The 26,671-nt window shown below is 54.3% G+C and carries 18 protein-coding genes and 1 other RNA gene; 10 read left to right on the top strand and 9 right to left on the bottom strand.

The features are described 5' to 3' along the window. The first annotated feature begins 86 nt into the window (after positions 1-86). The 3 genes from zipA to ASF66_RS04540 all read left to right on the top strand — a co-directional run bounded on the left by zipA (position 87) and on the right by ASF66_RS04540 (position 5,268). Positions 87-1,010, top strand: coding sequence for a cell division protein ZipA (zipA, locus tag ASF66_RS04550; RefSeq protein ID WP_056842896.1), 924 nt, complete (start codon positions 87-89; stop codon positions 1,008-1,010). A gap of 176 nt (positions 1,011-1,186) precedes the next feature. Next, positions 1,187-3,529, top strand: coding sequence for an NAD-dependent DNA ligase LigA (ligA, locus tag ASF66_RS04545; protein ID WP_056842895.1), 2,343 nt, complete (start codon positions 1,187-1,189; stop codon positions 3,527-3,529). Between the two features lie 572 nt (positions 3,530-4,101). Continuing rightward, positions 4,102-5,268, top strand: a complete 1,167-nt coding sequence (locus tag ASF66_RS04540) for a zinc-binding metallopeptidase family protein (RefSeq protein WP_056842894.1) — start codon at positions 4,102-4,104, stop codon at positions 5,266-5,268. Between the two features lie 1,214 nt (positions 5,269-6,482). Here the strand turns inward: ASF66_RS04540 and ASF66_RS04535 are convergent. After that, the gene (locus ASF66_RS04535; protein WP_056843427.1) at positions 6,483-6,965 is read right to left on the bottom strand and encodes a GNAT family N-acetyltransferase; all 483 of its coding nucleotides are present in this window, start codon (positions 6,963-6,965) and stop codon (positions 6,483-6,485) included. Between the two features lie 226 nt (positions 6,966-7,191). On the opposite strand from ASF66_RS04535, the gene ffs reads away from it, so the two are divergent. The 3 genes from ffs to ASF66_RS04525 all read left to right on the top strand — a co-directional run bounded on the left by ffs (position 7,192) and on the right by ASF66_RS04525 (position 9,867). Continuing rightward, an RNA gene (gene ffs, locus ASF66_RS21940) (signal recognition particle sRNA small type) lies at positions 7,192-7,288 on the top strand. A gap of 723 nt (positions 7,289-8,011) precedes the next feature. Beyond that, on the top strand, positions 8,012-9,223 hold the full coding sequence (locus ASF66_RS04530; RefSeq protein ID WP_056842893.1) for a DNA cytosine methyltransferase: 1,212 nt from the start codon (positions 8,012-8,014) through the stop codon (positions 9,221-9,223). Then, positions 9,220-9,867 (top strand): Eco29kI family restriction endonuclease, encoded by a 648-nt coding sequence (locus ASF66_RS04525; RefSeq protein WP_056842892.1) that lies wholly within the window; start codon positions 9,220-9,222, stop codon positions 9,865-9,867. The genes ASF66_RS04530 and ASF66_RS04525 overlap by 4 nt, the downstream gene beginning before the upstream one ends. Positions 9,868-10,011: 144 nt before the next feature. Here the strand turns inward: ASF66_RS04525 and ASF66_RS04520 are convergent, their stop codons facing one another. The 4 genes from ASF66_RS04520 to ASF66_RS04505 form a co-directional block, all read right to left on the bottom strand. Beyond that, positions 10,012-12,021, bottom strand: a complete 2,010-nt coding sequence (locus ASF66_RS04520; RefSeq protein ID WP_236707047.1) for an ATP-dependent nuclease — start codon at positions 12,019-12,021, stop codon at positions 10,012-10,014. A gap of 356 nt (positions 12,022-12,377) precedes the next feature. Further along, positions 12,378-13,475, bottom strand: a complete 1,098-nt coding sequence (locus tag ASF66_RS04515) for a CBS domain-containing protein (RefSeq protein ID WP_056842890.1) — start codon at positions 13,473-13,475, stop codon at positions 12,378-12,380. Between the two features lie 365 nt (positions 13,476-13,840). Next, positions 13,841-14,053, bottom strand: coding sequence for a hypothetical protein (locus ASF66_RS04510; protein WP_056842889.1), 213 nt, complete (start codon positions 14,051-14,053; stop codon positions 13,841-13,843). 240 nt (positions 14,054-14,293) lie between these two features. Beyond that, positions 14,294-14,530 (bottom strand): hypothetical protein, encoded by a 237-nt coding sequence (locus tag ASF66_RS04505; protein WP_056842888.1) that lies wholly within the window; start codon positions 14,528-14,530, stop codon positions 14,294-14,296. A 1,451-nt stretch (positions 14,531-15,981) separates the two neighbouring features. Between ASF66_RS04505 and ASF66_RS04500 the strand changes: the two genes are divergently transcribed. Both ASF66_RS04500 and ASF66_RS04495 read left to right on the top strand, forming a co-directional pair. Next, positions 15,982-16,707: a recombinase family protein gene (locus tag ASF66_RS04500; protein WP_056842887.1), complete on the top strand. Its 726-nt coding sequence runs from the start codon at positions 15,982-15,984 to the stop codon at positions 16,705-16,707. A gap of 426 nt (positions 16,708-17,133) precedes the next feature. Further along, the gene (locus ASF66_RS04495; protein ID WP_056842886.1) at positions 17,134-17,739 is read left to right on the top strand and encodes a hypothetical protein; all 606 of its coding nucleotides are present in this window, start codon (positions 17,134-17,136) and stop codon (positions 17,737-17,739) included. A gap of 523 nt (positions 17,740-18,262) precedes the next feature. On the opposite strand, the gene ASF66_RS04490 is transcribed toward ASF66_RS04495, so the two are convergent. Together ASF66_RS04490 and ASF66_RS21935 are read right to left on the bottom strand one after the other, a co-directional pair. Continuing rightward, positions 18,263-19,582, bottom strand: coding sequence for a PIN domain-containing protein (locus ASF66_RS04490; RefSeq protein ID WP_156463131.1), 1,320 nt, complete (start codon positions 19,580-19,582; stop codon positions 18,263-18,265). Between the two features lie 90 nt (positions 19,583-19,672). Further along, entirely contained in the window at positions 19,673-19,930 is a 258-nt protein-coding gene (locus ASF66_RS21935) for a helix-turn-helix domain-containing protein (protein WP_236707068.1), read from the bottom strand. On the opposite strand from ASF66_RS21935, the gene ASF66_RS22850 reads away from it, so the two are divergent. Both ASF66_RS22850 and ASF66_RS04480 read left to right on the top strand, forming a co-directional pair. Beyond that, positions 19,811-20,398, top strand: coding sequence for a hypothetical protein (locus ASF66_RS22850; RefSeq protein ID WP_236707077.1), 588 nt, complete (start codon positions 19,811-19,813; stop codon positions 20,396-20,398). The two genes, ASF66_RS21935 and ASF66_RS22850, sit on opposite strands and share 120 nt — an antisense overlap. Before the next feature lie 122 nt (positions 20,399-20,520). Then, a complete protein-coding gene (locus ASF66_RS04480; protein ID WP_056842884.1) occupies positions 20,521-20,847 on the top strand; it encodes a hypothetical protein in 327 nt (108 codons plus the stop codon). A 2,376-nt stretch (positions 20,848-23,223) separates the two neighbouring features. Here ASF66_RS04480 and ASF66_RS04470 read toward each other — a convergent pair. Together ASF66_RS04470 and ASF66_RS04465 are read right to left on the bottom strand one after the other, a co-directional pair. Beyond that, positions 23,224-24,033: a phage regulatory protein/antirepressor Ant gene (locus ASF66_RS04470; protein ID WP_162240071.1), complete on the bottom strand. Its 810-nt coding sequence runs from the start codon at positions 24,031-24,033 to the stop codon at positions 23,224-23,226. Positions 24,034-25,035: 1,002 nt separating this feature from the next. Beyond that, positions 25,036-26,331: a site-specific integrase gene (locus tag ASF66_RS04465; RefSeq protein ID WP_056842881.1), complete on the bottom strand. Its 1,296-nt coding sequence runs from the start codon at positions 26,329-26,331 to the stop codon at positions 25,036-25,038. Between the last annotated feature and the right edge of the window lie 340 nt (positions 26,332-26,671).

Genomic DNA, 26,671 nt, shown 5'->3' with positions numbered 1-26,671 from the left:
CTGTCAGAACATAGAGTTGGCGCCACGTATTAAAGAGGGTTCAAGCCCTTTATTTTTCAGCATTTTTATTAGAGGCACGGGATTACATGGAAATCGGTCTGCGCGAGTGGCTGATCCTCATCGGCATCATTGTCATTGCCGGTATTCTTTTCGATGGCTGGCGCCGGATGCGCGGTGGCAAGGGCAAACTCAAGTTTCGTCTGGATCGCAACCTTTCCAATCTGCCCGACGAAGACACCGGCGCCGAAGTGCTGGGTCCGCCCCGGGTGCTGGACGATCACAAGGAGCCGCAACTGGACGAGCATGACCTGCCGTCCATGAGCGCCCAACGCGACGGCGGCAGCAAGCGCGCCAAGCGCGAGCCTGTGGCTGATCATGCCGACTTGAACCTGGCCGTGGAGCCGGACGAAATCAAGGAGCCTCGCGAGCCGCGTCCGCCCAAACCCCCACGCGAGCCCAAGCCGGCCAAGCCGCAGCCGCCGATGAAAGCCGCGCGTGACAGCAATGAAGACTTTGCCAGCGATGCCAAAGGCTTCTCCAGCACCGGTGCTCCAGCTGTAGAGAAGGATCTGCCGCCGGTCGAAGAAGTACTGGTCATCAGCGTGATTTCCCGCAGCGAAAGCGGCTTTCGTGGCCCGGCGCTGCTGCAGAATATTCTGGAAAGCGGTCTGCGTTTCGGCGAAATGGACATCTTCCATCGTCACGAAAGCATGGCCGGTAATGGCGAGATCCTGTTTTCCATGGCCAACGCGGTGAAGCCGGGTATTTTCGATCTGGACGACATCGACCACTTCAGCACCCGTGCGGTGAGCTTCTTCCTCGGCCTGCCCGGCCCGCGTCATCCCAAGCAGGCCTTCGACGTGATGGTGGCCGCAGCCCGCAAGCTCGCCCACGAACTGGACGGCGAGCTCAAGGATGACCAGCGCAGCGTACTGACCGCGCAGACCATCGAGCACTATCGCCAGCGCATCGTCGAATTCGAACGCCGCGCTTTGACCCACAAGCGCTAGGCTACAAACCGCGGCGCTCCCTTCGCGGGCAGAGGGCTTGCCGCCCGCCCCGCTCCCACAGAGGTCAGCGTGGCTTTGTGGGAGCGGGCTCTGCCCGCGAAGGCCCCACCGCCAAACTCCCAGATTCAACCCAAGAGCAGCCCCGGCTGCTCTTTTGCTTCAAGCGAGAACCGATCATGAACGACGCCAACCGTATCCTCGAACTGCGTGCCGAACTCGACCAGCACAACTACCGCTACCATGTGCTCGACGAACCCAGCATCCCCGATGCCGAATACGACCGTCTGTTCCGCGAACTCAAAGCCCTTGAAGCCGATCACCCGAACCTGATCACCCCCGACTCGCCCACCCAGCGCGTCGGCAATGCGGCCCTGACCGCGTTCACCCAGGTTCGCCACGAAATCCCGATGCTCAGCCTCGGCAACGCCTTCGAAGAAGTCGACCTGCGCGAGTTCGACCGCCGTGTCACCGAAGGCCTCGACTTGCCCACTGGTGACCTGTTCGGCAGCGGCGCTGCGATTCACTACAGCTGCGAACCCAAGCTCGACGGCCTGGCCGTGTCGCTGCTTTACCAGGACGGCGCCTTGGTCCGCGGCGCGACCCGCGGCGATGGCACCACCGGCGAAGACATCAGCGTCAACGTGCGCACCATCCGCAACGTCCCGCTCAAGCTGCACGGCAGCGGCTGGCCGCCGGTGCTGGAAGTGCGCGGCGAGGTGTTCATGTCCAAGGCCGGGTTCGAGCGGCTCAACGCCAGCCAGATGGAAGTCGGCGGCAAGACTTTCGCCAACCCTCGCAACGCCGCAGCCGGCAGCCTGCGCCAGCTGGATTCGAAAATCACCGCCAGCCGCCCCTTGGAGTTCTGCTGCTACGGTATCGGCCAGGTCACCCAGGACATCGCCACCACCCACACCGGTAATCTCGAACAGCTCAAGCAGTGGGGCATGCCGATCAGTCGCGAACTCAAGGTCGCCGAGAACATCGAGCAGTGCCTGGAGTACTACCACGACATCGGCGCACGACGGACCCAGCTGCCTTATGAAATCGACGGTGTGGTGTTCAAGGTCAACAGCCTGGCGGCGCAGCGCGAGCTGGGTTTCCGCGCCCGCGAGCCGCGTTGGGCCATTGCCCACAAGTTTCCAGCGATGGAAGAGCTCACCGAACTGCTCGACGTGGAATTCCAGGTCGGCCGCACCGGCGCGGTCACACCCGTAGCGCGGCTTAAGCCGGTCAAGGTGGCCGGCGTGACGGTGGCCAACGCCACCCTGCACAACATGGACGAGGTGGCACGCCTGGGCCTGATGATCGGCGACACCGTGATCATCCGTCGCGCGGGGGACGTGATTCCCCAAGTCATGCAGGTGGTAAGCGAGCGTCGTCCGGAAAACGCACGTCCAGTGCACGTCCCGGAAACCTGCCCGGTGTGCGGTTCCCACGTCGAGCGCACTCAGCTGATCAAGCGCAGCAAGGGCAAGCAGACCGTCAGCGAAGGCGCGGTCTATCGCTGCGTCGGGCGGCTGGCCTGTGGCGCGCAACTCAAGCAGGCGATCATCCATTTCGTCTCGCGGCGCGCCATGGACATCGACGGTCTGGGTGAAAAAAGCGTCGAGCAACTGGTCGACGAAGGCCTGGTCAGCTCACCGGCCGATCTCTACACCTTGCAGTTCGACGACGTGGTCAAGCTGGAAGGTTTCGCCGAGGTGTCCAGCAACAACCTGCTCACGGCCATCGAAAACAGCAAGCGTCCGACCCTGGCGCGGTTCATCTATGCCCTTGGCATCCCGGACGTGGGTGAGGAGACGGCCAAAGTGCTGGCACGCTCCCTGGGGTCGCTGCAGCGCGTCAGCGAAGCGCTGCCCCAGGTGTTGACCTACCTGCCGGACATCGGCCTGGAAGTCGCATTTGAAATCCACAGCTTTTTCGAAGACCCGCACAACCGCAGCGTGATTCAGCAACTGCTCGAGCGCGGCTTGCAGTTGCAGGAGGAGGGCGAGGTGCACCCTGAGTACGCCGCCAGTACCACGCTGGCCGGGATGATCGCGAAGCTGGACATCAACTCGGTGGGGCCAACCGGCGCCGAGAAACTGGTGGCCAAGCTGGGCAGCCTGGACAAGATCATCGCGGCCGACGGCATCGATCTGCGCCAGGCGCTCAATGCTCGACAGGCGGAAGCGGTGCGCGAGTACTTCAAGGAACCGCGCAACGCCGAGACGGCGAGGGCGGTGGAAGCTCAGTTGCAAGCTTTCGGCATGCATTGGGCGAGCGAGAAGAAAGTCGTCGAAGGCCTGCCGCTGGCAGGGCAGACCTGGGTGCTGACCGGCTCCCTCGAACAGATGAGCCGCGACGAAGCCAAGCAGAAACTCGAAGCCCTCGGCGCCAAGGTTTCAGGCTCGGTCTCGGCCAAAACCCACACCGTCGTCGCCGGCCCCGGCGCCGGCTCCAAGTTGGCCAAGGCCAACGAACTGGGCATTGACGTTCTCGACGAAGAGCAATTCCTGACGTTCCTGACCAAGATGTAACATCATGACAAGGTAGCGCGCTGCCAACCCAGCGCGCCTGACCTTCACCCGAACTATGTAACATCATGACACGTCCCCATCAGACTCGACCCACCTACGATGTGAGCCAAGTAATCAACGCAAAACCCGCCGCTTCTTCAATCCCCCACAAATGAACAACACGCCCCCTGTAGCAGCGGTGCAAGCCGCGTCGGCGGCGCACGCGGTGCATCAGGATAAACGCAGTACAACCGGACGAGGCTTGCACCACGTCAACAGCCCCCCACGGCCCCTGTAGCAGCGGTGCAAGCCGCGTCGGCGGCGCACACGGTGCATCAGGATAAACGCAGTACAACCGAACGAGGCTTGCACCACGTCAACAGCCCCCCACGGCCCCTGTAGCAGCGGTGCAAGCCGCGCCGGCGGCGCACGCGGTGCATCAGGATAAACGCGGTGCAACCGGACGCGGCTCGCGCCGCTGCTACAGGGGCGTATTTCAACCTCTCATCCGCATTTCGCGCTTCACCCACATCGCAGATGAAACCTTTCTCGCAGCCGCAAGCTCTAGTCATGGCAGGCCACTGGAGATCGCCATGTATCGTTTTTTCGAACAACTCAGCACCCGAATCACTGCCCCATTCACCAAGCCGGACAACCGCCACAGCAAGGTCTGGGAATGCACCTGCGGGCAATCGATCTTCTTCCGCAACAGCCAGTGCCTGGCCTGCCACGGACTGCTCGGTTTCTGGCCGGAAAAGAACGTGCTATCTACACTCGACGCCGGCCCCGAAGCGGGCACCTGGCGCCTGCACGCCGCGCCAGACGCCGGACTCTTCCGCCGCTGCGCCAACCTCGACACCCCGGCAGCCTGCAACTGGCTGGTACCGGCAGAGAAGGGCGCCGCTGCCCTGTGCACCGCGTGTAGCCTGAACCGCACCATCCCCGACCTCAGTGTCCCGGAAAACCCCGAACACTGGCGCAAGGTCGAAACCGCCAAGCGCCGTCTGATCGCCCAGTTGATCAATCTGGGCCTGCCGGTGATCGCCAAGACCGAGGACGAAGACACTGGCCTGGCGTTCGACTTCATCGGCACCGACATGAACGGCAACGCGCCCACCACCGGTCACGCCAATGGCCTGGTGACCCTGGATATCAAGGAAGCGGACGACGCCCATCGGGAAAAGGTCCGCGTGCAGATGCGCGAACCGTACCGCACGCTGCTCGGACACTTTCGACACGAAGTAGGGCACTACTACTGGGATCGTCTGATCGCCGACACCCATTGGGTTGCCGACTACCGCCGTCTGTTCGGCGATGAAAGCCAAAGCTACGCCGATGCACTGCAGCGTCATTACGATCAGGGTGCCCCGGCCGACTGGCAGCAGAACTTCGTCAGCGCCTACGCCACCATGCATCCATGGGAAGACTGGGCCGAAACCTGGGCGCATTACCTGCACATGATGGATGCCGTCGACACGGCATTGGGCTTCGGCATGAGCGCCAAGGAAATGGACCTCGACTACACCCCGTTCCCTCTGACGACTCTGTACGATCCGGACCACACCAGCGGCCCGGCATTCCTGGCGTTCGTCAACGCCTGGATCGAACTGGCCGGCATGCTCAACGAACTGTCACGCGCCATGGGTCAGCCCGATTTCTACCCTTTCGTGCTGCCACCGGCCGTGATCGCCAAGCTGCACTTCATCCACGTCGTCGTCCAGGAAGCCGGCGGCCGCGCGGATGACGTCCTGCAGGTCTGAACCCGCCAACCCCGCCCCCCAAGCGTGAGCCCCTCCCTCTGTGAGGTCCCCACTTTATATGCAGGCCTGACCCTGTGGGAGCGGGCTCTGCCCGCGAAGGCGTACTCCCAAGCACCACATCTTCCAAACTGTGCACCGCCCATCCGGACGCCTTCGCGGGCAGAGCCCGCTCCCACAATCACCGGTTCCTGCATGGATTTATGCCAGGTGCAACCTATGTCCAAGCCYGCCCTTGTGAGAGTGRACCCCACTCCAYGTCCAAGCCTAACCCTGTGGGAGCGGGCTCTGCCCGCGAAGACGTACTCCCAAGCACCACATCTTCCAAACTGTGCACCGCCCATCCGGACGCCTTCGCGGGCAGAGCCCGCTCCCACAATCACCGGTTCCTGYATGGATTYATGCCAGGTGCAACCTATGTCCARGCCYGCCCTTGTGAGAGTGGACCCCACTCCATGTCCAAGCCTRACCCTGTGGGAGCGGGCTCTGCCCGCGAAGACGCCCTCCCAAGCCCCGCATCTTCCAAACTGTGCACCGCCCATCCGGACGCTTTCGCGGGCAGAGCCCGCTCCCACAATCGCCGGTTCCTGYATGGATTYATGCCAGGTGCAACCTATGTCCARGCCTGCGCTTGTGGAAGTGGACCCCACTCTATGTCCAAGCCTAACCCTGTGGGAGCGGGCTCTGCCCGCGAAGACGYMCTCCCAAGCACCACATCTTCCAAACTGTGCATCGCCCATCCAGACGCCTTCTCGGGCAGAGCCCGCTCCCACAATCACCGGTTCCTTCATGGATTCATGCCAGGTGCAACCTATGTCCAGGCCTGCCCTTGTGGAAGTGGACCCCACTCTATGTCCAAGCCTAACCCTGTGGGAGCGGGCGCTGCCCGCGAAGACGCCCTCCCAAGCACCACATCTTCCAAACTGTGCATCGCCCATCCAGACGCCTTCTCGGGCAGAGCCCGCTCCAACAATCACCGGTTCCTTCATGGATTCATGCCAGGTTCCACCTATGTTCAGGCCTGCCCCTGTGAGAGTGGACCCCACTCCATGTCCAGGCCTAACCCTGTGGGAGCGGGCTCTGCCCGCGAAGACGCCCTCCCAAGCACCACATCTTCCAAACTGTGCATCGCCCATCCGGACGCCTTCGCGGGCAGAGCCCGCTCCCACAATCACCGGTTCCTGTATGGATTTATGCCAGGTGCAAAAAAGGTCCCACTAAAGCTCCAGCACAAACCTGCGCTCGAAACCAATCCGGCCACGATAAGCCTCACCGCGGTCCACCCACCCCAGCGCCTTATACAAACCAACACCCGCCACATTGTCGGCATCCACCGACAACTCCAGCTGCTTGACCCCAGGCCACGCGGCCCTCGCCGCCTCCGGCAAACCCTCCAGACATGCACGCCCCAGCCCGCACCCCTGCATCCGCCAATCCACCTGCAGCGCATGCAACGTCACCGCTTGCGGATCAGCCCACTCCGGTACATATCGCCCATGTTTCAGCAACAGAAACGCTTTGGGCACTTCATCCACCAGCAAAGCGAAGCCACGGATTTCACCGTCCATGCAGCCCAGTAGGGTATACAGCGCCATGTCCACATCGCCCGAATACTGCTTCTGCTCAGGACGGATCTGGATGTCCATCAATTGATACAGTTGATCAGGAGACAAGTCGGGGTAGGGCGTCAGAACATTCATCGCAGGCAACCGGGCAAGAGACATGTGGCGACGTTACCAATTCAGATGCCGCCTGTCGCTTCACTTGCGCGCAAGCAAACGCTTCCGAACACAATCACCAACAAGCGCACCACGCCAAGTCCCTGACGGCCCTCGAAATTTTATCTTGCGTCACGGGTTGTAACTTCCGTCAGGACCGGTACAATGGCCCCCGCTCGCTACCTAGCGAGTGTCGTTATGGTGACCCTGCCGGTCCCCCCGCAACGATTACCCGTGAACCTGGTCAGATCCGGAAGGAAGCAGCCACAGCGGGAACATTGTGTGCCGGGGTGTGGCTGGTAGGGTTGCCACCTATCTCTAAGTCCTTGATTAAGCAAGGATTTCGCAGCAAGAAATCTCGAAGTGTGACAGCGTGTAGGTACACCTTAGTGGTGCACTTTTGGCGTAATGTTACCGTGCAAGTGATGAGTACTCCAGCTACTTGGCACGTGGCCTGCGACCAGACTGCTTGATGTACAAGAATAAGTCATTAGCGTACCTCATCAGTCGTTCCCATCCAGCAACACTGCTTCGCTGTATCCACACGCTTCACAACCTATCATGTGGGATTTGAGCAGCATTCCCAAATCATGTACTGTATGCTTGAACAGTGTTTACGCGTACTGGAAAACTGCGGGAACATGATGCTTGTTGATGGGGCAGGAATGCTGAGTCGAATTGAGCTGCCTGAAGCTGAAAACGGTGATGCGTCGGTTACGGTGGTCAGCAAGTCACGGCATCTACTAGGTTGCCAGCGTCTTCTGGCGAGCCGAGTCTCACTTCCGAAGCGAAATGGAAAGCCGCTGGTGTCTTGGATGCTCTGGCAACGACCTGATGGCTCCTGCCTACGTTCCTCTTTAAGTTTCGGTGAAGTTCGGGGCTCTAGAATGGACAGCAACAGGTATGGCGGTACGCACGTATCGTGAGAAAATCACAGAGTGGAAGTGCATCCGGGCTGCGCGTGAGCTTGAAGAAATGAATCTAGTAGAGAAAATGCTGAAAGGCTTTATTCGTCGGGGGAACACGCAATGAAATCCGTTGAGCTATTCGCGGGGGCAGGCGGCCTAGCTATGGGATGCGAAATAGCCGGATTTTCGCACCTCGCTGTGGTTGAGTGGGATAAATGGGCGTGTGACACCGTTCGCGAAAATCAGAAGCGTGGTTACCCATTGGTGCAAGACTGGACGCTCCATGAAGGTGACGTACGTGGCTTTGACTGGTCCACTATTCCAAAGGACATTGAGCTTCTTGCCGGTGGTCCTCCCTGTCAGCCGTTCTCTATAGGCGGAAAGCACGGGGCGTACGATGACAGTCGAGACATGTTTCCCGCGACAGTGGAAATCATCCGCACGTTGAAGCCTAAAGCATTCATCGTAGAGAACGTGAAAGGGTTAACACGAGCTGCTTTTGCGAATTACTACCAGTACATCTTGCTCCAACTTGAATTTCCGGAATTGCCACGTCGGAGAGACGAGGGTTGGCATGACCATTTGATGCGGCTGCAAGCTGAGCGAACTTCCGGAAAGCGGAAAGGTAAAGGGCATACTTACAATGTGGTGCCTACATTGGTAAACGCCGCCAATTACGGAGTGCCACAGAAGCGAGAGCGTGTGTTTATCGTTGGGTTCAGGGACGACCTGGGCGTTGAATGGTCCTTTCCCGAAGAAACTCATAGCTATGACGCGTTGCTACATTCCCAGTGGATCACCGGCGATTATTGGGCTAGACATGGCCTGAAAATGCCAGACGTACCTGTCAGTCTTCTATCACGTGTACGCAAATTGAAGAACGATCTGTTTCCGTTGGACAGATCACCGTGGAGAACGGTGCGTGATGCGATCGCCGATCTTCCAGACCCAGAAACCACAGCAGCATTTAAAGTGCCCAGTCACACTTTTCAAGGTGGTGCCCGGTCTTATCCGGGCCACACTGGGAGCCCTTTGGACCTACCGGCTAAAACACTCAAAGCCGGTGACCATGGTGTGCCTGGCGGCGAAAACATGCTAGTCAAGGAAAACGGCGATGTGCGTTACTTCACTATCCGTGAGAGTGCTCGCATCCAAACCTTCCCAGACGGATTTCGGTTTCACGGAAGCTGGTCCGAAACAATGCGGCAACTCGGCAACGCAGTGCCAGTCTTGCTGGCTCAGCAGGTAGCTTCAAGTGTTGCCGAAAAACTGGCAATCGCAGAAATCGTCCGCATTCAAAAAACCGTCAAGAAGGTGGTAAATGTCGCATGACGGGTAAAGTCATTCCTTTCAATCCGCTGGATAAGAAGAACTTGGGCGCCAGCGTTGCCGAAGCGTTGCTCTCAAAGGAAGTACATCCACTTGGTGCGATACCGACCTTTGATGGAGCAGGCGTTTACGCTATCTATTATACCGGGGACTTCAAGCCGTATGCTCGATTAACGTCATTGAATCAAGGTGGGCAGTTCATGATGCCAATCTATGTGGGCAAAGCGGTTCCCGCTGGTGCTCGAATGGGTGCTGACTTAGGCTCGCCGGGTAGGGTGCTCCAGAAGCGGTTGAAGGAACATGCCGATAGTATTCGTGCGGTGGATAATCTCAACGTTGAAGACTTTCATTGTCGGTTTTTGGTAGTGGATGACATCTGGATCCCTTTGGGAGAATCCCTCATCATCGCGAGATTCACGCCGGTTTGGAATTCTTTGATCGATGGTTTTGGGAATCATAATCCCGGCAAGGGACGCCATGCTGGTATGCGCCCACGATGGGACGTATTACATCCAGGTCGTTCATGGGCAATGAATCTGGCTGAGCGGCCTGAACAGCCTAATGATATTGCAGAGGACGCTGCAACCTACCTCCGCGAACGAGTTTTAAGCCTCTCAACCCAGTTCATAAAAGCCGAGGGGGAGTAGCTAGGAAATTGGAACCTGTCACTTAAGCGGAGCGGCAAAGTGGCGGAGTGGCCGCGTTCAAGCTGAGAGAAGAGGCTTTGGTAGGCCGTTGCGTGAAGGGATTCCGTGCGAAGGCGGTGAGGTTCACCGCCTCGCGCCTCCTAGCTATGTTATATGTTGGGTCTTAAATCGAACATCATCTTCAAGCCCGTTCTGCCTGGCCCAGTCGAGCACATGCGTTTGAAGCAACGACATGTACCCACTAGCGGTTATTGCATTATTGTCATACGGCTCATGCTGATCAGAATTTATCAACGACATTAGAAGGTCTTGGACGACGTTGGCCAAACGGTCGTCTTTAGACACTTGCAGATAGGCATTTAAAGGTTTGTCCTTTGATGCTTCTTCTCCTCCTAAGTAACGTTCAAAGTCAGGTATGCTTACCCGGTGGCGTACAGTCAATCCAGCCTGCCGTGCCGTTTGCATAGATCCTCTGATTTTATCGTTTTCTGTCCACATCCCATTGTTGTGTCCGTTTCGCTTGTAGGGTGCATCAGCATCATGGACAAGGCCGAAATCAATCTTAAAATGTGTCATAACCTTGATAAGAGGTACTAGGATTGCCTTGCCCCTTGCCCGGATGACAGTTACCCGATCCGTAAGCGCATGCTGTTTTTCAAGGATGGACGCCATGAACGCCGCATGTTCTGTATCTCCTTCTACCAGCACAGGGTAAGAGCCGAAGAAAACTTCGGAGAAGCTGGGATCAATGTGTTGTAGCGCTTGAAGGCGCTGTTTATCATCGCCATCAAATTTAATGAAATCAGAACGATAGGTCTTGGGGGCGATCACACCATTGGCCACATCACTGGAGCGCTCAAGCCTGACGATGGTTGTATGGTCTTCGAAGGGATTGATGAAGTAAGGCGAATGCGTCGTCATAATCACTTGCCAGTCCGGACTTTCCGCTAACTTGTATAAATGGCGTTGAGCCGCACGGGCCGCCATCGGGTGTAAGGCGTTCTCGGGTTCGTCTATTAGAAGCAAATAGCCAGGAAACGCTGGATCATCCGGACTATCTGGAATAGGCGCGCCGCTATCATGGGCCTCAAGTCGAGCCTTAACCTGAGCGAACTCTTCTTCCAATGCAGCTACATCTGCCCCTTTGGGGGGTTTGGCAACTCGCTTACTGAGGTCAGCGATGTCTCTCTCCAGTCCTCTCCGAAATTCTGCACGAATTTCCTTATCTCGGGTCAACTCGTTGTGGACTTGTAACATCGCCCAGAAAAGCGCTCTGCGTGCTCCAGTTCCCTGTTGTGCAAGCTCAGTTTCGGCTGTCCCGTCCTTGACTCGCAGGCTTGAGCCGTTTTTGATAAGCTCAGAGAGCTTTGGGACTAATGGTGCACTACCGATCCGTAGACTTACGTCTAAAGTCGGAAATACCCCTTTGAACCCCATTGATACGCGGTTGGCAATTAAGTTGAAGTGCTCTTCATGGTGTCCGCTAAGCTCTTCCATGTTCAGCGAGACGCGGGCAATGGCTTGAGCTAGCTCAGACTGGGGGTTGCTCCGCGCTTGCTCCAACCCCGTAAACAGTGGAGTCAAAGCAAGGGTGAGGAGCATTTCTTCAGTCTTTGCTGCATCGTCGAGAGATCCAATCCGCAACGGACGCGGTAGGCGCGAACTGAACACCGAATCAGCGCCTCCTGCTTTGGAATCTTCGGCCCATTCACCCTGTGCTTCTGCTCCACCGGTGGGGTGCCAAGTCGTCCTAATCTTCTGAAAGCCAGGCCCGCCCCAACACCATCGACTTTTGACTATAAGAAAACCGTCTCTAGGGTCCTTCCACTTCGTATCTACGTTGCCGATCCCCTCTGGTATATGCACTTCAAGAAGGACCTCTGATACTTGGTCCTCATCTGCGTGCTGATGGCGGTCACGCGTAGCGTCGAAGGTGGCCGTTCCCTTAGCCAATTCATAGGCTCTTAGAATTGTCGACTTGCCTGCATTATTCTTTCCCACCAGGCATACGATGTTATCGAGTTCAATTTCGACACCTTCGTTGCCAATGCAGCCTATGTTACGCACGGTCATGCGCAATAACTTCGACCGGTTCGCTTCTACCATCATTCCTCCATTGAATGTCGTTGGCTTTGCCTCAAGCGGCGGTGTCAAGCTAACCTAATCGCCTTGCTCTGGATAGTTAGCAGATGTAGGAGCGACGAATACCTACCTATCGCTTGATTAACCTTGGATAAGGTGCTGTGCCAAAGTCGCCTCGATACTGACGCTGACGTTGACGTTGACGTTGACGTTGACGTTGACGTTGACGTTGACGTTGACGTTGACTCTAGACGAAGGACTATTATCCCGTATGGGGGTTCTAGCCGTCAGGCTCCGATCGACTTGGCAGATGTCCGCAGGCTTCCCCTCGCATATCGCAGCCCTTGACCCGTATGCTCGCCCAGTTTTTCAACAGCTTGGCCGTTTAACCTATATCGGAGGCGATAGAGCCCCAGCTGAACGCTAGCCTAGTGGGCTGCGCCAGCTGCAGTACTTAAGTTCAAACTATGACTGCTTTTCTGGTGGGGGCTGAGTGCATTCAATAATCTCACGAATTGTCGTAGCTTATCTAGCTCAGAAGGCGCAGTTCCGTCCGGATCAAAATGCATAACGTTGTTCCGTATATCGCGAATTTCATTCACGTGTTTGACAAACGTTCCTCGATCAATGCTCAAGCCTAAGGCAGCCCATCGGGCCGGATTTTCTAGAAGACGTATATGTTCCCCAAAAGTTAAGTCTGATAAGCTGCTTATATTGCGCGAGGTATCACTTGGGTCTCTAGCGGAAGTCAGTTCGTTTACCGAAAACTTTCCGTCACTCAACAACCTGAGATGCATTTCAATCTCGCCCAGGAGGAGAAATGGCTCGGCGAGCTGGCGGAATTGCAAGCTTAGATCCGTGGTTGTCACAATTCCTGAGATAGATCCTTTTTCATCGCGGACTAGAACAAAGGCTCGTTCGACTATTGTAGGAATGGCGGAGAAAAGAGACACGTTGGATTGAAGTACAACTGCGTCCTCAAGGCAGTCTTGTACGAGAGTGCAAGGGCGCCCTAGGGCAAGTTTTATGCCAATAGACTGCCAAGTAATTACGCCCTTGATAGATCGATCACCCTGCATTACAGGGAGTTGGGAGTAATCGTTCAAAAGCATGATGGTCACGGCTTCCGCAACGGTAGCGTTGGGGTTCACCGATACGGGGCGGGCGTTGGCAGATGGTAGCCTCCCAATACGTTGGGTAGGGTCCTCGAACTCAGACGTAATTAACATGGCGTGCGACTCCTCAACGTCGTCAACTTCGTCTGTTGATACAGGTTCGAGATCGAGCTCTCCAGATGAAATCTGTTCGGGAAGGAATGTTAGTAATCCGTCTAGGTAGGCGTACTCGATATTGGGCTCAACACAGATATTGAGCGACTTTAAATCTCTCTGAATAACCCAAACTATAAAACGACCACGACGTTCATATCTATACCACCGAAGAAGTTCGCGAACTGTGTGCTGCTCCGGCCCTCCAGAGGTCACGCGCTCTGCTAGTTTTTTCAGTTCTTCGGGAGGCCATGCCATTGGGATAATCCATTGTAGTAATGATTATAGGCATATTGCCTTCAAGCCCATAGACTAGCAACCCCTGCACCTTGCCCCTTGCTTTCGGTCCTGGGCGACATCTCATAGTGGACTAGAAAATCTTCCTAAGATCCACCAGTACGCAATGCGACGGCCTGCGGCTGAAGACAGCAAGCATGCACGGTCTGAGTGATTTCTGTGTCCTACCACCTTTGATGGGAGCTAGCTCGATATAATGACTGAAATCCCAACGGCGCATTCCCGGTTCGTCAGCTGTAACAAGCTGAGGCTTCCAGCTCCTATAGGTCCGGAGGCTCACGATAGGTGAGCGTTTTCATGTAAGGATGGAGCCAGGACCAATTAGTTCAGTGAAGCTTGAGGGAGAATGCCAATAGGACACCCAATACGGCTCCCCCTGCGCTACTAATGCCAATTACGACTATTATGAGAAGTAGCTTTCCCTCGCCAAAGGGCTTGCTTGCGTCCGCATTCTGGCTCATGGTTTCTGCCATCAGCTTGCGGATGTTGGGGTGGATCTGGTCCGATTCAACTGGTTGAAGTTTTGGTTCAGAAGGCATGACTTTATCCTTTCGGTTGCTTGGATTAGCCAAAGGTTCGCGTCCGTGCATCTGTTCCAGCCGGGAGGGCTGCGAAGACGATTTGCCTATAGCCTACCGCTACAATCGTAGCACCTGATCCACATTGGCTGTCGGTCGGCGCTGGCAGATAGTGGCCGTTGACTGCCGTTCACAAGTAACTGCTTTCTACCTAGTAGAAATAGTCACCCTGGTAAGCGTTGCGCCACACTCAGCCCCCGTCTAATGAGGTACATCTGCTACGCCGCATTTGGCAAGAGTTACGACATCAGCCGCAGACATCTTCGGATGCTTGTCTATCAGCCGCTGAACTTTTTCCCACTTAACCACGTTTTTCTCTTTGCCGGTTGGCCTCCACTCAGGCTCAACGGCACGTTTGTTCTCCAGGCCCTGTCTGATCTGCCCCACACGCTTCTTCTGATCAAGCTGGGCCATTGTCGCCATCACGTCGATGAGCATGTCGTTCGCCACATCTACGATACTCGGAATTCAAAGGCTACCCTGCCCAACTTGAATACCCTCTAGCTATCGCTCCAGGTGCAGATTCCGCTACACGGGCTGCCTGAAAGAAGTAATGGCGGATCTAATCGGGATCTAATCCTACTAGGCGTGCATCACAACCCCTACAGCCCCTTTCCCTTGCCATACCCCCGTAAACACTGGACATAACGGCAGTAGGTTAAGCCAGCCCCGCCCTTTTCTGATAAATCCTCATAATCTCTGCGGTTATTGTTCCCTCGTGAAGCTTTTTCCAGCCCTGAAAACTCAGGGCTCCTGCAAAGCTGAACGCAAACACCCGTTCAGTGATTTCTACCCCAGGGGGCAAGGCCAGGGTAGGGCCGCACCAACCTCCCTTCCACACGCCGGTTCCGCTGTTCTGGCAGATTTCCTTACACCAGCTCGATCACTGCATCAGGAATCGCCCGATTGCCACTACAGCGGGGGCGGCATTGCCAGATCGGCCAGCCGGACGTTGTTAAGGGTATCTGCCAGCCGCCTGCACCCCCCACCTTCTGAAGTTAGCCAGCGAGGGCCGACCAAGGCCGCACTATCGACAGCCAGCTACCCTCCCTTCCACACGCCGTGCCCCGCTGTTCTAGCAGATTCCCCTACACTAGGGAGCGTATAGCCCTCGGCATTGAGCTGGAGCCGACTAGGACCCACGAACCTCTGCCTAGGCGTAACCACCGTGCCCCATTCGTTACCGTACACCCCTCAGCTTCTTCAGCTCGCCAGCGAGGGCCGACCCCTGCCGCTGGATGGACCGAACCTGATGTTGGTGCAAACTCTTTTGAAAGCTGGGTATATCCGTACAGTGGTAGTGCCCAGCGAGAACGCTACCGAACTGCTATGTGAACTGACCCCGATAGGGGTGGCGTTTTACAACTGGCTCTATGAGTAAGCTGACCAGTAGGCCAGCGTAACTCAGGTGGACGCGTTCCATTTGGTAGCTACGTTAATCCCCTTGATCATCCCGCAAGACGAGTCCCAGCAGTATGCGAACGAGCATGGGGACCAGTATGCGAATAAGTTCGGTGAATACGGTTTTCAGCAACCAGGTAATGACTGGTCGCAACCACATCCAGGCTGACAGTAGATGTTTCATTGGTGAATCTCCGTTGGAAATTAGGCTGGTAATTCGGCTATCACGGCTGTTTTGCTGCAACCTGTGACGTAGCGGCTTGATGAACCACTAATAACGAAAATCATGCTGGTAGTGGCTTTCCAGACAAATCGTAAGCGGCTGCCCCAGAGCCTCTCTGCCCGACTTTCCCAACTGGTGGCGTTACGTCCCACCGGCCTACTTCCATTGCACAAAATCCTTTCCAAATACCCATTACAACTGTTGAACGACCGTTGTAACAGTTGTAATATAGCCTCCGTCAGCCCTACAGAACGGAGTCATCAGTATGGAAGTTGTCGCCTACTACCGCGTGAGCACCAAAGGCCAAGGTGAATCTGGCCTAGGTTTGGAAGCTCAACGGGAATACATCCGCATTGCTGCTGAGGCTCAAGGCTGGGACGTAGTGGCAGAGTTTGAAGACGTAGGTGTCTCCGGCTCGATTCACCCTCTGGAGCGTCCAGCAAGTGCCAAAGCTTTCGCGGATGGTCGGCCTGTAGTGGTCGCCAAGCTCGACCGGTTGAGCAGAGATGTTGAACACATCGCGGGCTTGATGAAACGGAGCGTGTTCAAGGTGGCGACCATGCCCAACGCGTCCACCGTAGAGCTGCACCTATACGCAGTACTGGCGGAGCAAGAACGCCACTTCATCAGCCAACGTACCAAGGCTGCTCTGGCATCACTGGACGCTCGTGCAGAAGCTGGTGACATCGATGCGCTACACAGCCTAGCCAACCGAGAGGATAAGCTCAGAAAGGGCCGTAGCATGTTGAACAGGGGCAAGGGCCAAGACACACAACGCCAGCAGGCAGACGCCCGTGCGGCAGTACTGGGGGATGCTATCGAGAACTGCATCTTCAAGGGAGCAACCAGCTATCAAGCTGTAGCCGATTGCCTGGTTGCCCGTGCCATACCTACTGCCCGTGGTGGCCAATGGTCGCCTACCGCTGTAATGCGCGTGATGCAGCGGCTGGGCTTGCATATCAAGAAGAACCCGCCTCTGAGCTTCCGCTAAGCCGTACAGGCAAAGCATTGCATGGAGCAGAGGACGCAATCACGCGTCTAGGGTTAAAGTAACGGGCTTGCGCGATGGCCATGTAAGCCCCTAGGAGGCGTTTACAGCGACGCTCTACAGGCGGCCTTGGTACCCAGTAGATATTCGAAAATCCGACCCACAGAGGCTCCTGCGGGGTCTTTACCGGCCTTAACCTCGACCCACACAGAGCAGCAATTTGCCGATTTGCCCAGGGTGCCCCTCAGATATTATCGCCAGCGATTCGCGACCAAGGTTCGACCAATGCAAGAGGCGATTTTGAAAATCTGGGGTAGTTGAAAGCTACGGAAAATCATTTCAACCGATAGCGAGCATCTTTAATGCAATCCTGCTTGCCATGATGTAGCATCGCCACTAGGAACATCTGCCTCTTCAAGGAAAAGTGTTATGAGATTAAAATGGATTTTAGCTGTATCGACCTTTGCTCTTCTTATAGGTTGTACCCCAGCTTACGTGCCAAAAACTGCCGATCAGATTCAACAAGAAGTGCAGGATGAGATGATTAGCAAGATGAGGCAGAGAGGAGAATCTCAAGCCGATATTGATCGTCAAATCGCGTATTCGAAACTGTCGTACGCGGATCAGCTCAAAGAGAGTATCAAGCCTAGCTGGAATTCCTCAGATCCGTCTGAGAGCATGGTTTCCTTAATAGAGCACAGTCTTAACATGTGCGATTTGCAACGAAACAGTCTAAAGCTAGAACTCGGTAGTAGTTTTGCCACTAAGGCAAGTGAGCGATTAGTGCAGTGCGTAGCTACTGCTGGCGATGTTGTGAGAGATTACTACTATAAGGAGTATATTAAATCATCTTCGCCTGAATCTCTAAGATCGGCGGCTGATGAAACTTATCTCAAATGGAACGGCTATGTTGACGCCATACTCCAACGCTCACCATCTTATATGCAGGAGCAATCCTCGCTATCCTTGAAAAGTCAAGCAGCCCGGTTTTACCAACTTTCATTACGTGAAGCACTTAGCAAGCAGAAGAAGTAATTTGGTTAAGGCTCAGCCGTCTACGTAGCGATGCTGTTTCTCAGTAACTCGTTGGCTGAGCAAATCGTTGTGACGGCATGAGTGCAAGCCGCTGAACCATAAAACTTTATGTTTCTCTTTTTCGTATTTTCCTTCCGGGCGAGCCAGAGACCGCGTTTTTCATCCGGTTTGCGTCCATTAAGGGACGGATTCGTTAGACTCTAGTCTTTTGATAGGTTCACCCGCTTGCTAGAGGACGCAAATTGGCCAGGGCCACGCTACCGATGCTTTTCACATCGGGTGATTTGGCTGAACCGTAGTTGCGGGAGTGATAGCGGCAATGAGGGGCTGGCACCGCAAGCAAGGTTTCTGAGTACGGATACATCAGATTCTACAGGGTTGAAAATTCAGGCAATGACAAATGCTGACGCAGGGCTGCAATGCCAAATAACCACTACGCCATAAGCTTACTAAGAAGAGATTAGCTTGGCTGATGTCGCAGTCATCCATGTAGATAGGGACTAAGAGAGCATCAATTCATCGCTCAGGGGCAGACAATCCTCTGGCCAAGACGAAAAATCCGGGAGGTGAACGCCACATGATCATTTGGAGCTCCACGTGTATCGTCAGCAATGCTTTCTATGCGAGCTGCCAGCGTGTTGCCATCTGAATTTCTGACCAGGAAGACCTCTCCTGTATGTACCGTGTAGACACGCGATGTACTGTCGAACTGGTTGAAATCTACGACCACATTCTCAGCAACGTTTTTGCATCGCGCTACTCGCGAATCACCCCTGGCATAAACGTGAATGCAGCTGTCGCTTGCTTTGCTGAAGGCCAAATGAAATGTGGAAACATTCGAGCGGATTACGAGTTCTCCATTATTGGTCGAATAGTCAAAGAAATGGAAATCATCATCCCCGCCAGAGTAGCTAGGATCTATGACGTCGAGCGCTTCTGCTCCCCTCACGTCCTCCACAACTTCTTCTGGAGCACCGACCTCTCTAAGCAAGTCGGCTAGCTTCATCAGTCTTATATTTTTGCCCTTCGTATTCCGGCGATACTCGTCTATTAGCTCTGGTCGAGGGTATACGCCTTCATTACCTGAGCGTACGAACCAGTCAGCTTTTTCTTCGCCGGTTACGAATATAATGTCTCTCTCACTGGCTTTACCAATGTCTAGGATGGTGAGCCAGATCAGGAAGTCGCCGATGCCCTTATCCGGCTTGTTCGAGTCCTTGTAGCCTGGTGGAGTTTTGTTTTCTAGCCTACTTTTCCATATCCGTGCGACCTCGGTTCTACAAGCGTTGTAGTCAACCACTACGTTCGCACCAAAGATTTTTTTGTACGCCATAGTAACGGGATCGTCACCTCTCCAGGCTTTCATCCGATCAATCAAGGGCTGGAGAGCCTTTGAGTAATCCCGGCTGGCGTTGTGCAGATTAATATCGGCGTCAAACGCCAAATCACCGCCCTCCATGTCTTTGAAAAACTGAGGAAGATGACCACTAACGCTCGGAAGAGTGCTGGCTTTGTCCTGTACCGTTTTTATAAGGTTCGCTAGATGGGTATCTCGATTCTTCAAATACTCACGGATGACTCGGGCAGGTACCCGCAAGCGATCTTCGTCTGCGAGCTTGGTCAAGGCGGTCTTGATCTCGCCGAATTCTCTGCTGCCTACCTTGAACGGGAGGAGAAGGACGTTCGTGTCCAAGACAATGAGGACATCAGAAGATGAGGCTACATTGACCAATGATGGACTGAGCAGATCATCCACATCGGGATAGAGATCTTCTAATGCCCAGATGGGAATTGCTTCATCTCCACTTTCTGCGTCTGCTGGTCCATTTCTTTCTCTAGCCAAGAGTATTCCCTATACGATTTCGCTGGGGGAGATTGCGCTTCAGTGGTTCCAGTGCTCGCCTGATAAGACTCAACTCTAGCCGACAACGGGCTATCTCAGCATGTGGGGCGAGTCTAAGCTCACATCAGCCAATGGCTTGGTCACAAGGGCTTCCACATCAGCCACAAGGGCGGATGGTGCACATTTCAGTGCGGCCGCTAGCTTGAAAATCATCGCGAGGGTAGGTTGATGTACTCCTCTTTCGATCAGACTGACATAGTTACGTTGGATACCAGCTTCAAGCGCCAGGTTCTCTTGCGTCAGGCCTGCTCGTTTCCGCTGATCGCGGAGGACCTTGCCAAATGCCAACCCTTCATCCAAACCGAACACCCTCTACGTGAGGGTGCACTGTCGGCGGGCAGGATGGTTACGTCTTCACAGTATACTATGAATTTATCGTCCGTCATGTCACCATTGCTTCATCTGGACGGTGAAGCTAAGCATACCTCCAGGACCATCGAACCGCTGATAGAGCGGGCGTTAGGCATAGGAGCGATACATGTGAAGGTAAGATCGAAGGGTTTGGTGATGGCAGGTGTTGTGCTTTTCCTGGCTGGTTGTGCTCAGCCCCGGTACCAGTTCTTCAAGGATGGCAGCACGCAACGAGAGTTCTCCCAAGACGACGCAGCTTGTGGAGTCCAGACATCCAGCGTGCAGATGGCGGACTGGGAATACAGAGGCACGATCATGGAGGGTGCCAATATCAAGTCCAAGCAACAGCAGGTCTACCTGGCATGCATGACTTCGAAGGGCTACGACCGTCGGCAAGTGCAGTGATCGACTAGCAAAAGGGAGGGCTGTCCCGCCACAGCACCTCTTCGTATCGATAGGTTCGATGCAGAGACAGGGCTTGGAAAAGGCAAACAGCATCAGTTATCAGACACTGAGGAACTCGCAGCATGAAATTGAAGATTGAAGGTGAAATTACACCAGAGCGGGTGGCTGAAGCCGTCGCTGACGCATCCAGGATGTGGTCAACAACCCGACCCGGGGGCAAATTCTACGGTGCGAAGATCCAGCTTGTGCCGTTTGATGCTGAAGGGAGTAAGTGGGCACTTGTCGACGATCAGAACGAACCTTTCGTCATGATCATCCCTGCTCCGTCTGGAACCATAGTCAGACCAGCCCTAACTGCCGAAGGCAAGCAAAACCAAAAGGATCGTCCCGCAATGGACCAGCAGCAAGAAGTTAAAGGGTCACCGCGTGAGCCAACGGTCGCTGTATAGCTAATTCTGTTCGATGGGAGCACCTGCCCTGTGAATCGCGTAGGTTGATCACAGGCATGGTTAAGTTCCCAAAGGTAAGCAGCATATGCTTACATGATGCCAAACTAATTTCCTGCGATGGACTGAGCCATGGCATTTTGGTTAACTTAAATATAACTGCTTAATCTCTCTGCATCGGTTGGTAAGTATGGAAGGGACAGATGTCTTGCTCCGGGCTGGGTACAATAACCTCTACCTCAAAGCAGCAGTGACAAGCGGAACGTGGCAAGGTCATAGAAAACATATTTCTTATCTGTCTGGTATTCTGTGACGAACTTCGTCACGCATAATCGACTTCTCAGTGCTTACTGCCCGTGCCTGTGGGCACATTGAACATCTGTACATAGCCAAGGGGAGGGTGGGCAGGCCCCTCCCTATGTTGCTTTGAATTTATAAAATGAACTCATCCAGCTAGGCGCTGATGACTATAGTCATACCTTACCCTATTGTGTTGGCTAGCCGTGGCCAAAGCCACAAGATATCCATTTGCAGTTAAGATCCAGATCAAAGGCGGGGAGGGGCTTTGCTGCCCATCTCTCCCCTTACCGTTATAGAGTTAAGCTCGTGCCTATGGCACAGTTAGTTATCAGTGACGGCAGCGTCACAGATTCTTCTCCTAGCTAATCGTTGCATCGCCAAACCTATGCTCGCAGGCACGATTGGTTGCTGTACAAGTTATACAGGAGGAAGGGAGGGGGCGTCCCCTCCTGCTCTTGCTTTGAATTGTGCAGTGGTAGATCGTGCCTTCAGCACATGTTCATCCGCTATGACTATGTCACTGTCATGTTCTTGAAGTGGTGAGTCGTGCCTAGCGGCACCGGCTATTACAGTGGGGCAGGGCAGAAAGCCCCACATGCTTTTGATCGTAATGCTACAGGATACATGTGACGTACCGTCATGAGTAATCACTGCAGAGGTTACTGTATACAGTTGAGATCAACAGCGAGGAGGGCTGTGGTGCCCTCTTCTTATCTCAGCCTAATAGGTTGTCATTCTGCCTTTCGGCACAGGCCGTTACGTCGTGGCGGTACGCCATAAGATAATACTGTAAAAATTTGTAATCTCAAAGCTACGCTTTGGCGGTCGTTCACCCGCCATGCATGCATGTCGAGTTTCACTCTATTATCTGTCGCTATTCAGCGTTCACTGACCCCCCCCAGTCTTGCCTATTGTTGCTGATTGCTTGTGACGTTCCGGCATCCAGCTTTTTACGGTGTTCTTGGAGATGCTCAACCGTTTTGCAATGGTCTTGACCGCAACCTTCGACCGAATCATCTCTAAAGCCTGCTGCCTCATGGGGTGTTCGTTGCAGGGGAGCTGCTCGGAATTTTCGTCCGACCTCCAGAGAGGGCTGAAGTCAATACTCATATCTATAGATTCGAGAATGCTCGGATGTCGTTCTATGTATAGTGCGATACCGCGCAGTGCTATTCTTGCTGCTTGAACTGCTCGCTCTACCTGGCGGACAGACATTGGCTGCAGATGGTGATTTAGCAAACAACTCGCTGCGGATGCTGTTGATATGATTGGCAGGCGAAGCAACCGTTGCACATCAGAAGCGGCCACACTCTGCTTCCCATTTATGACGCCAGGACCCATGTGTATAGCGCCATAGGTAATATCGTCCAGCCATGGGGTAACTCTCTGCTCAAATCTCAAGATTGAAAGAGCGCTGGCTAGAGGGTTATGGATTATTTGAGGCTTCGGGCCGGGCGTCGAACTTGACCTCTCCACGTCCATTGATACTTCAGGAAAGAGTTCGATGACTGGAGCAAGATGGTGTGGTAGAACCTCTGACTTCTCAAATTGTTGAAAGCTGTTCGAACTGATCGTTTGATGGTTTTTCGTGGGTTTTATAGGAGCGGACTCAACGGGTTGTAATGGTTCGGGGTTGTACGTTCTTCTTATGTAAGTCCCATAACATTCCCCAGTGCCCTTGTCGTACACGCGCTCTTTTATCAGTACGGTTCTTGCGTGGGCAACCTTCGTTCTCTCTGGTTGAGTACGTAGGGTAGTAGGATTTGGTTCGTTGGTTTCAGTACGTATGATGGTGATCCTTGCGTGTGGGCTTTATAGGCAGTTCATGACATCGTGTGCGATCAGCTCTTCAAGCAATGATGTTTGACTGTGGTCATGAGGGGGAGTTAATTGAGCTTCTCTGGACTGTCGGTGAATAAGTCAAAGGGGGTTGGTAGACGGTAGCTAGCGTTTTAGCACCAGCTTTCGTCCAGATGTACTGCGTCCAGATGCATGACTATCTCCGGCCGACATACGTCCCCATTTGTTACTTAGCGCTCTCAGACAGTTTGCTGTTCGCAATGATCAGCAGGAGTGATATCACAAGCCATTGAAGCCATGGTTGGTGATGAACTCTCCGATCCAAATAACACCTTTGCCAGTGAAGTGTGTGGTAGGTTTGAGCTCGATATTACCCGTGGCCTTATTCTTGTAGCTGCCCCATTTTACTTGGAAGCGTCCTGCTTCCTGATGGTGCTGATAAGGCTCGTTGAAACGGTAGCGTTTAGATGAGAGGATCTTGTGATCGCGCATGTAGGCAAATAGCCGCCTGCCCCCAGTGCCTAGAGTCTTCGCAACCTGAGCCACGCCGAAAAGCTGTGTGGTATCTGCCAGACCATTGTAAAGGGCCACTTTTTCCGCGTCCTTCTCAACCTGTAGTGTCAACATGGTTATTTGATCAGTGTATGCTGAAATCAAGGCGGTATTGATCTGAGCTTCCTTTTGGTGCCACCGGTCAATAACCAAAGCACGCAATGGCACGCTATATCCAGTGAGCAGGATGTCTACTTCTCGCCGTGGCAGTTTGTAGCAAGGTTTCTCACGTTTATAGGCGTCTAGGTAGATGGATCCAAACTTGGATGCATTTACCTCACCTAGGGCGTTCAGCATCTTGGTGATGTCGCGCATTAAGTGTGGGTGGCGCTTTCCGGTAATTGCGGAAAGCTCTAAGCTGCTCATGGTCATAGGAAGGGTCGTGGTTTGAGTCCGGCTTCCTTGCAGCGTAGGAGCGAACAGATTGCCAACTGCGTCGGTCATAGCACTGGAAGTGAGGTTCTGGGTAACTCTGGTGGTAACGATAGGGTTTGTCATATATTGGTAGTGCACGATCTTATAGTAATAGTTGCCCATCGCTATACTGTTAGCGTTGAGGTTGGGCGTTATTGGTATTGTGTTTCTCGCACGCATCTTAGGGAGGAGTGCGTTACTTAAATACGTTAGTTGTTATGGCATGGGTAGTTATCTGGCTGTTGCGTAGTTGTCAGGCATGAGAGGGCGCTACCGGAACTTAAGGTTCTGTATTGAGTGCAGTTGGTATTGGTAGAGGTATATCAACGGCTCTGTGCTCAGCCATGTATGTGAAAGCAATAGACTTATGTCATCATTTTATTTCACTCGAATGTTGCAGTGTATTCTGCGGACGTGGATTATCCGGAGGGAGACTGCTCGGTTTCAAAGGTGGATTCAAACTGGGGCTACGAATTCCGGATTTTGGAAAGCCGGACGCAACAAATCCCTCGTGCTAACAATCCGTGGTTTTTTACGGATCTGCAGGAAGGTCGGTATTGCAGGTGGCCAATGCGGGCCTGGTGGGTCACCGGTGACTTGGTGATGGGGCGCATTGTATATGCTGCGATTTTGTTGTCAACCCCTGTGAAGAGAAATTTTCTGCAAAGTCCTGCAGGTGTGAAAAGGGGTCCATGAGGAGGTATTGAGACCGAGGTCGACATTGGGGTCAAAGCATAGGGTGGCTTCGGTTAGGCCTACCAGTCGTGGACAATAACAGTGCTGCCGTCGACACGGGCGTTGGGAAGGTACATCGGCTACCGCGCAAGCAGAGTTTTACACACCATCCATCCTTGCTCGGCACCGGAGCGCCGTGGATCACGTCATGCCCACCCAGTAGGTTTAGCTACGCTGTCGTCCAGATCAAAGGGGAATAAATTCAGTACGGAGTGGACTGCTGTATCCGCTGAGTAGATTTTCCGTCTTGCGGTGAGCCATCTTGGAGCAGCTCCTCCGCTCATTTTTACGTCATGGTAGACCGATCCAAATCTGGATTGGTCCAATTTTACCTCCGCCAGCATCCTGCCGATGGCGTACGCAGTGTCTGCCGAACTATATGTCAAACGCTCACAGCGCGATGTGGTGCAGCGCCTCTGCCATGGCTTTCAACGGGCTTCGGCTTCCGTATATGCTGAAGGTGACCGCACTGTCCTCATGTCCTACTATTCGCTTGATCAACGAATCCTGCACCCCAGCATCTCGTAGATCGTCAATAAGTGTATGACGGAAGCTGTGGAAGGTCTTTCTGGGGTTGGTGATCCCCATTCCCTGCTTGTAGCGACCGAACCATTTCGAGGGTGCATGTCCTAGCTTGCCCCTAACTGCTACCAGGTCGTGGAAGAGGCGATCTGCGCCAGTTGCTCTGGTTGACTCGACGTAACTTAATAGCCCCAATTCGATTAGTGCCGGGTGCAGCGGGAGAATCCGTCGGCTGCTAGCATTCTTGAGCTTCTGGTCTTCACGGCTGTCGTCAATGCGGATGCATTGGATACCCTGTTGCTCAATGAAGTCATCTACACGCAGTTGGCACAGCTCCTCCAAGCGTGCACCAGTCGCACGGCCAAGAAAAGGCAGCCAATAACGCCATGGGTGCTTCAGTGCTTCCTTTCCTAGGGACGCTTTGTCGAGCAGCGCTACCAGGTCATGCTTGTCGAAAGACAGTCGCGCTTCCTTAGCAGACCCGACCATCACCTTCATTCCTACCAGAGGATTTTCCGCTAAGTAGCTGTTCGCTTTGCACCAGTTCAGGAAAGCCGAAAGCTTGCGTAGCCTGTTGTTTACAGTCACCGCAGTGATGGTTTTGTAGCTGACGGCGGAATCGACCACCTCTTTGAGCGTTCGCCCTTTGAATTCAGGACGCAGACCAAAGTATTGAGGACATCGGCTTAGCCGTTCTTTCAACAGACGGGCTTGATGAGCGTCGAACTTTGCTACAGGCATGTCACCCATCAGTTCGAGCAGATCAGATAAAGCACGCTCCACCTCTTCGATGCTGCCCTCCCGCCATGTGTTACCGCGCTTCCCTTCTTCTATATATAGTTTGGTGAGGTTGGCAAGAGATGGACTATCGCGACGGGGATACGTGTTGCGCTCTATGGGCGTCGTAGAGACGTGCCGAAGCAAAGGGGTAGGTGAGGCCTCGCGCCACTGGTAACAAAGCGCCTGGAGCGTCGCGAGGTCCGCTAGGGGGTGCTCGTTCAAATGTGCGTGGACTTGCTGGGCAAGCGAGGCAGCTAGGTATAGTGCGGCCCTACGCTCTCGCAAGCCGAGGCTTACGCGGAGTGTGTGGCGATGCGGAAACAAGTGCTTGGGCAATCGAAGATTCAGGTAGTAAACCGATTGACGACGTACGAGGTAGGTCATGAGTGGAACACCTAAGTGGAACAGCTAAGTGGAACAATGCTGGCCACACCTCTCGTTCGTGAGCGCCCGTGCAATGCATCCGCACGGTAGAAATCTGGCAACCTTATCGGCTTGAAACCCTTATTCCATAAGGTCTGCAACGATACCCGAGCATGCTTGCATGCGACCTGGTCAGATCCGGAAGGAAGCAGCCACAGCGGGAACATTGTGTGCCGGGGTGTGGCTGGTAGGGTTGCCACCTATTTCCGAATTCGTCGTCGCACGGGTTCATCGCAATGCGCCTCTCGAACTACCATCCTTGTCCTCGTTTCCTGCGATCAATCGTCTTCGCCAGCTTTCG

The organism is Pseudomonas sp. Leaf129 (assembly GCF_001423465.1).
Taxonomy (GTDB): Bacteria; Pseudomonadota; Gammaproteobacteria; order Pseudomonadales; family Pseudomonadaceae; genus Aquipseudomonas; species Aquipseudomonas coleopterorum.
Note: the sequence above shows the minus strand (reverse complement) of the source record. Positions and strands in the feature narration are given on the sequence as shown.

Excerpts from the sequence above, each read along its gene's own strand:
- ASF66_RS04465 (WP_056842881.1), bottom strand. The coding sequence starts at position 26,331 with ATGACCTACCTCGTACGTCGTCAATCGGTTTACTACCTGAATCTTCGA.
- ASF66_RS22850 (WP_236707077.1), top strand. The coding sequence starts at position 19,811 with ATGTACTCCTCTTTCGATCAGACTGACATAGTTACGTTGGATACCAGC.
- ASF66_RS04530 (WP_056842893.1), top strand. The coding sequence starts at position 8,012 with ATGAAATCCGTTGAGCTATTCGCGGGGGCAGGCGGCCTAGCTATGGGA.
- ASF66_RS04510 (WP_056842889.1), bottom strand. The coding sequence starts at position 14,053 with ATGCCTTCTGAACCAAAACTTCAACCAGTTGAATCGGACCAGATCCAC.
- zipA (WP_056842896.1), top strand. The coding sequence starts at position 87 with ATGGAAATCGGTCTGCGCGAGTGGCTGATCCTCATCGGCATCATTGTC.
- ASF66_RS04500 (WP_056842887.1), top strand. The coding sequence starts at position 15,982 with ATGGAAGTTGTCGCCTACTACCGCGTGAGCACCAAAGGCCAAGGTGAA.
- ASF66_RS04470 (WP_162240071.1), bottom strand. The coding sequence starts at position 24,033 with ATGGGCAACTATTACTATAAGATCGTGCACTACCAATATATGACAAAC.
- ASF66_RS04495 (WP_056842886.1), top strand. The coding sequence starts at position 17,134 with ATGAGATTAAAATGGATTTTAGCTGTATCGACCTTTGCTCTTCTTATA.
- ASF66_RS04480 (WP_056842884.1), top strand. The coding sequence starts at position 20,521 with ATGAAATTGAAGATTGAAGGTGAAATTACACCAGAGCGGGTGGCTGAA.
- ASF66_RS04505 (WP_056842888.1), bottom strand. The coding sequence starts at position 14,530 with ATGCTCATCGACGTGATGGCGACAATGGCCCAGCTTGATCAGAAGAAG.
- ASF66_RS04525 (WP_056842892.1), top strand. The coding sequence starts at position 9,220 with ATGACGGGTAAAGTCATTCCTTTCAATCCGCTGGATAAGAAGAACTTG.
- ligA (WP_056842895.1), top strand. The coding sequence starts at position 1,187 with ATGAACGACGCCAACCGTATCCTCGAACTGCGTGCCGAACTCGACCAG.
- ASF66_RS04540 (WP_056842894.1), top strand. The coding sequence starts at position 4,102 with ATGTATCGTTTTTTCGAACAACTCAGCACCCGAATCACTGCCCCATTC.
- ASF66_RS04535 (WP_056843427.1), bottom strand. The coding sequence starts at position 6,965 with ATGAATGTTCTGACGCCCTACCCCGACTTGTCTCCTGATCAACTGTAT.
- ASF66_RS04515 (WP_056842890.1), bottom strand. The coding sequence starts at position 13,475 with ATGGCATGGCCTCCCGAAGAACTGAAAAAACTAGCAGAGCGCGTGACC.